This window comes from Dissulfurispira sp. (assembly GCF_036745535.1).
In the GTDB taxonomy this organism is placed as follows: Bacteria; Nitrospirota; Thermodesulfovibrionia; order Thermodesulfovibrionales; family Dissulfurispiraceae; genus Dissulfurispira.
Window position 1 is genome coordinate 1 of record NZ_DAIOFX010000088.1, and the last position, 5,511, is coordinate 5,511.

Sequence of the window (5,511 nt, forward strand, 5' to 3'; positions counted from 1 at the left end):
GGTTTTATATCCTCAAGGCATTTACTTATTTTACTTCCATTGCATCCGTCTTTTCCACAGGGGATGCATTCCCAATTCCTTTGAATAACAGTATGCATTCCGAATGTTTGTATTCCATTCTTGTTGGGGTAGGGGTTTTCAAGATTTGAAATTTGAAATTTAAAATTTGAAATTTTATTGTCCCACGGCCCCCAGTTGAATGCACCGCTTGGGCCGAACAGGGCAACAACAGGCGTTCCCACTGCTGCTGCAATATGCATTGGTGCAGAGTCAACACCAAAGAATAAATCAGATGCTGCTGATATAGCCCCGAGCTGTTTTATTGTTGTCTTTCCGCAGAGGTCTATTAACCGTGAACCGTGAGGGGATTGTCCAAGATTTACGGGCGAAGCCGTAGAATCGGGACTGTCCCCGACTAAAGACAGAATTCTCCTTGCCTTTTCCATTTCTCGCCTGTCAGGGGATGATGTAACAATCACGGTTGTTCCGCTATCCAGAAGCCATTTTATAACCCATGCCATGTATTCATCCTTCCAGCACTTAAAGAGCCATCTTGAAGTGGGATGCACATGCACAACAATATCATTTTCTTCTGTGTTGTTTTCCTTAATAATTCTTTTAATAAAAATTCTGTCTTTTTCTGGAATGTAAAAATCTATAGAAAGGTTTTTTGTACTTATTCCATACTGACTGACAACCTCAAGATTTTGCATGACTGTATGTCTTCTGCCATCAACTTCTGCTATATGAGTGATAAGGTGTTTCTTTCCAAGAAACCCCTTTTCTGATTTCATGCTAATTCTATATCTTGCCCCTGATATTAAGGATATTATTGCAGCCCTGTCCCCGCCGGTGAGGTCAACTGTCATATCAAAGCCATTTCCCCTGATATTTTTGAGAAAGGCTATTTCTTTTGCATATCGCCTTATAGGCGAGAGTCTTTTTATGCTTCTGTCCACGATGAGTATTTCATCTATCAGTGGGTTCCCCTTCAGGACATCCTCTGTGCCGGAATTTACAAGGGCTGTTATGTGTGCATCGGGAAATGTCTCCTTTAATGCCCTGAATACAGGAACAGCAAGAAGCACATCGCCGATATGTCTGAGTTTTATAACAAGTATTTTTTTTATGCCGGCGAAATTCATTTTGCCACCAGTTGTATTGCTCCCATGAACTCTCTCGCAGCCATTTCTATGGGAAATGCCTCGGCCTTTTTTCTTGCCATTTCGCCCATAAGTTTGAGATTTGCAAGCGAGAGATTTATTTTATCAGCAAGTTCTTTTGCATCAGAGAGGCCATCCACAACAAAGCCCTCATGTCCATTCTCTATCAGTTCGGCCACCCCGTTGTTTTTGGTTGTTATCACAGGTATTCCCGATGCCATTGCCTCTAATGTGGCATTGCTGAACGGGTCGTAAAGTGTCGGCAGCACAAACAAATCTGATGCTGCATAGAATTTCTCTATATCCTTCTGTGTGCCGAGGAAAATAATTTTGTCCGAGACCCTGAGCTTTTCTGCCAATGCCCTGTATTTGTTCGTATCGCCTTTGCCGACAATCAGGGTTTTTATATCCCTTTTTATTAAGGGCATGGCATGTATAAGGGTCTCGAGTCCTTTCCTTTCAAATCCAGAGCCCACAAAAAGCAGTGCCTTTGAACCCTTCGGCATGTCGAGGTTATTTCTTGTATCGTCGCGCCATTTCTCTTTATTTCCCGGAGAAAACCTCGCCAGATCCACTCCATTGTAGATTATCATTATCTTGTCTTCAGGCACGGCATAGTGTCTTATTATCTGCTCCCTCACCATCTTTGAATTTGCAATTATAAGTTTTGTATTTTTGAAGAGTTTTTTTTCGAGATTAAGAATCGCTATATGAAGCGGATTTATTTTGAAAGAGAGTTTTTTGTAAAACGGCCCGGTCTTTGACCTTATCTGAAGCCACTCTGCATGGCATCCTTCGCCGGCCCTGTATATGTCCTGGCATGTCGTCCTCTCAAAACTTATAATACAATCGTAGACCATTGACCCTTGACCCTTAACCCCGTTAGGAGCTTTGCTTCTAACGGGGTTAACCCTTGACCTTGCATTGATATCAAATGTCAGCGTGCTGAGGAAAGAGGTGAAGGGAATAATATTAACCTTATGAAATGTTATCCCTTCTTCATCGACCCATTGATTTGCGAATACATGTATTTCATGGCCTGCATTTTTGAGGTGTTGTATAAGGGTTTGCAGATACCTCTCTGCACCGCCGTGGATAGAAAACCTTTTTTTTATGAATGCAAGCCTCAACTTTTAGTCTTCTCCAGTGTTTTTGCATACTTTAAGAATGTGTAAAAGCTATAGAGCACAGCAAGCATTAAGCCGTGCACTCCGTCTCTGAAGCCCTGCTTGAGGAAAAACATCTTTATAAAGGTGAAGGCAGGGCTTAACATCATCTTGAGGGCCAGGAAAGTAGAAGAAGGGTGAGGATTTTTGATGAGCATTTCCTGTGCAGAGAGCGTGGAATAGCTTTCCATTTTTTTAATATAATCAGAGATCGTCCTGTACGTATAATGCTCCAGAGGGTTTTTCAGATAGTCCACAGGACCTTTAACGATAACCTTTTCATGGACTTCCCTTTGTTCTACGAAAGATAGATCTTTTTTGAAAAGTCTCACGGTATAATCAGGCCACCATCCGCTGTGTCTTATCCATTTGCCGAGGAAGAAATTCTTTCTCGGAATATAAAACCCGGCAGACCTCTCTATCGCTATTTTTTCCATAATCTCTGCCTTAAGCTCTGGAGCAACCCTTTCATCAGCATCGAGTATCAATACCCATAGTTTTTCTGCATAATCTACAGCCATTTGCTTCTGCCTTGCATATCCCTGCCATTCATGCTGAAACACCTTACTCGTGTATTGCCTGCATATCTCTACTGTTCTGTCCTCGCTGAAGGAGTCGACAACGACGATGTCCTCAAAATCCTTTACGCTTTCGAGGGCATCGCCTATGTTTTTCTCTTCGTTCTTTGTTACTATGACAACAGAAACGGGTATCAATTCTTCCCCTAACAGTGGATTTTAAAATCTAATTTTTTTATTATATCAGATTAGCTCATATGTGAGGTTATCGGATGACAGAAGATTTTGTTTCTGGGAAAAGGAAAATAGCTGTTGTTGGACTTGGGTATGTAGGGCTCCCTCTTTGCATTAGTTTGGGAAGGGTCTTTAAAGGAGTAACAGGCTTTGATATAAGCGAATCGAGGATAAATGAATTAAAATCAGGCAATGACTGGACACTCGAGGTCTCATCTGAGGACATAAAAAAAACATCTGTTGAGTTTACTGCCAATCCCCGGGCATTAAAAAATGCCAGTGTGATAATCATTGCGGTCCCCACACCCATAAACTCCCACAATATCCCTGACCTTAGACCCCTTGAATCGGCTTCGGAAATAGTCGGCAGTAATATGTCAAAGGGAGCTATAGTTGTATATGAATCAACGGTATATCCCGGGGTGACAGAAGACATCTGCGGCTCTATTCTCGAAAAATATTCGGGCATGAAGGCAGGCATAGACTTTAAGCTGGGATACTCACCGGAGAGGATAAACCCCGGGGACAAGGTCCATACCCTCGAAAATGTCGTGAAGGTTATTGCAGGACAGGACAATGAGACGACAGAACTCATTTCTGAAATATACGGAAAGGTGGTAAAGGCAGGAATCTATAAAGCACGGAATATAAAGACAGCAGAGGCAGCAAAGGTTATCGAGAACATACAAAGGGATCTTAATATAGCGTTGATCAATGAGCTTTCCATAATCTTTCATAAGCTCGGTCTTGATACAAGGGAAGTGCTCGATGCTGCAAAGACCAAATGGAATTTTCTTCCTTTTGAGCCCGGTCTCGTAGGGGGGCACTGCGTAGGAGTTGATCCTTACTATCTAACCTTTAAGGCGCAGGAGGTCGGCTATCATCCGGAGGTTATCCTTGCGGGCAGGCGGATAAACGATTACATGGGCAAGTATATTGCCGAACAGACAATAAAGGAGTTGATAAAGGCACAGGTTGCTGTCAAGGGAAGCAAGGTATTGCTTATGGGATTTACCTTTAAGGAGAATGTAAAGGATGTCCGCAATACGAGGGTGATTGATATATACAATGAACTTAAAGAGTATGGCGCCAGCCCGTTTGTCTATGACCCTGAAGCCGACAGGGAAAAAGTGCGCTTAGAATACGGTATCGATATGATCGGAAGTCCTGAGGGTTCCTCTCCTTATGACGGTATCATCGTGACTGTAAAGCATGATGAATTCAAAGAGTTTTCTGTTGAATATCTGCGTTCTCTGTGCGGGAACAGCAGTCCTGTTTTTATTGACGTAAAAGGACTCTTTAATGGAGATGTTTTAGAATTGGCAGGTTTCAGATACTGGAGACTTTAAAACTATCCGCCTATCTTCGACATAGGTTTCAGGTGCGTAAAGCACTTCTCGTGGTTTATGGAATGCCCTTCGGGCTTTATTTCGATGGAAAGCCTTAAGAGCCTCTCGATTTCTTCATCTGATGCGCCGCATCTCATTGCTGATTTCAAATCGATCTCTGTTTCAGAGAACAGGCAGGGCCTGAGCTTTCCATCGGATGTTAATCTCAGCCGGTTGCATGAATTGCAGAAATGATGGGTTATAGGGCTTATGAATCCTACAACCCCCGGCGCCCCCTCGAATCTGAAATATCTTGCAGGGCCGGATCTCCTGATCTTCACAGGAATCAGCGGCGCAATTTTTGATGCCCTCTCTTTTATTTCCTCTGTAGATATGTATTTTTCGTGGTCCCAGATTTCCTTTGCGCCTATTGGCATGAACTCTATGAATCTCACATTATAGGAGGTCTTTAATGTCAGTCTCGCAAATTCCTCTATCTCATCATCATTGAATCCTCTTATCGGAACCATGTTTATCTTTATAGGCAGAAGCCCGGCGTTTTCTGCCTCGTGAATTCCTTCCAGCACACTGTTTATATCCCCTCCCCTTGTTATCTCCCTGTATCTCTCCGGGCGGAGGGAATCAAGGCTTACATTGACCCTCCTTAATCCTGCGGATGAAAGGGATTGGGCATATTTCTTAAGCAAAAGGCCGTTAGTTGTGAGGCTTATATCCTCGATGCCTTCTATGCTGTTTATGGATGAGACTAAATAAGGAAGGTCTTTTCTTATGAGAGGCTCTCCGCCTGTGAGTCTTATCTTTCTTGCACCCAGACCTGCAGCAATCCTGACTATCCTTATAATCTCTTCATAGCCGAGGATATCTTTATGCTCGATCGGTTTTATGCCTTCCGAGGGCATGCAGTAGATGCATCTGAGGTTGCAGCGATCGATGATGGAGATGCGCATGTAATCGATAATGCGCTCGTATTTGTCTTTTATCAGGCTCATTTAGTTCCCAAATCCAGCGATAAGGATAAGTCTCTTACGTTCAGAAGCTCTGTTTTGACAGTTCTAATGCTCCTTACGCTACAGCCGCAAAA

5 protein-coding genes are annotated in these 5,511 nt (G+C 43.0%); 1 reads left to right on the forward strand and 4 read right to left on the reverse strand.

The features are described 5' to 3' along the window. The 3 genes from rfaQ to V7L97_RS10780 all read right to left on the reverse strand — a co-directional run. Positions 1–1,145 (reverse strand): putative lipopolysaccharide heptosyltransferase III (rfaQ, locus tag V7L97_RS10770; RefSeq protein WP_333655868.1); only part of this gene is annotated, 1,145 nt, incomplete at its 3' end. After that, a complete protein-coding gene (locus tag V7L97_RS10775) occupies positions 1,142–2,293 on the reverse strand; it encodes a glycosyltransferase family 4 protein (RefSeq protein ID WP_333655871.1) in 1,152 nt (383 codons plus the stop codon). The genes V7L97_RS10775 and rfaQ, both read right to left, overlap by 4 nt. Then, positions 2,290–3,045 (reverse strand): glycosyltransferase family 2 protein, encoded by a 756-nt coding sequence (locus tag V7L97_RS10780; protein ID WP_333655874.1) that lies wholly within the window; start codon positions 3,043–3,045, stop codon positions 2,290–2,292. The genes V7L97_RS10775 and V7L97_RS10780 overlap by 4 nt, the downstream gene beginning before the upstream one ends. Before the next feature lie 74 nt (positions 3,046–3,119). Here V7L97_RS10780 and V7L97_RS10785 point away from each other — a divergent pair, with 74 nt between their 5' ends. Next, positions 3,120–4,430, forward strand: a complete 1,311-nt coding sequence (locus V7L97_RS10785; protein WP_333655876.1) for a nucleotide sugar dehydrogenase — start codon at positions 3,120–3,122, stop codon at positions 4,428–4,430. A gap of 2 nt (positions 4,431–4,432) precedes the next feature. On the opposite strand, the gene moaA is transcribed toward V7L97_RS10785, so the two are convergent. Next, positions 4,433–5,419, reverse strand: coding sequence for a GTP 3',8-cyclase MoaA (gene moaA, locus V7L97_RS10790; protein WP_333655879.1), 987 nt, complete (start codon positions 5,417–5,419; stop codon positions 4,433–4,435). Positions 5,420–5,511: the final 92 nt, after the last annotated feature.

Coding starts and splice junctions, on each gene's coding strand:
- V7L97_RS10785 (WP_333655876.1), top strand. CDS start 3,120: ATGACAGAAGATTTTGTTTCTGGGAAAAGGAAAATAGCTGTTGTTGGA.
- moaA (WP_333655879.1), bottom strand. CDS start 5,419: ATGAGCCTGATAAAAGACAAATACGAGCGCATTATCGATTACATGCGC.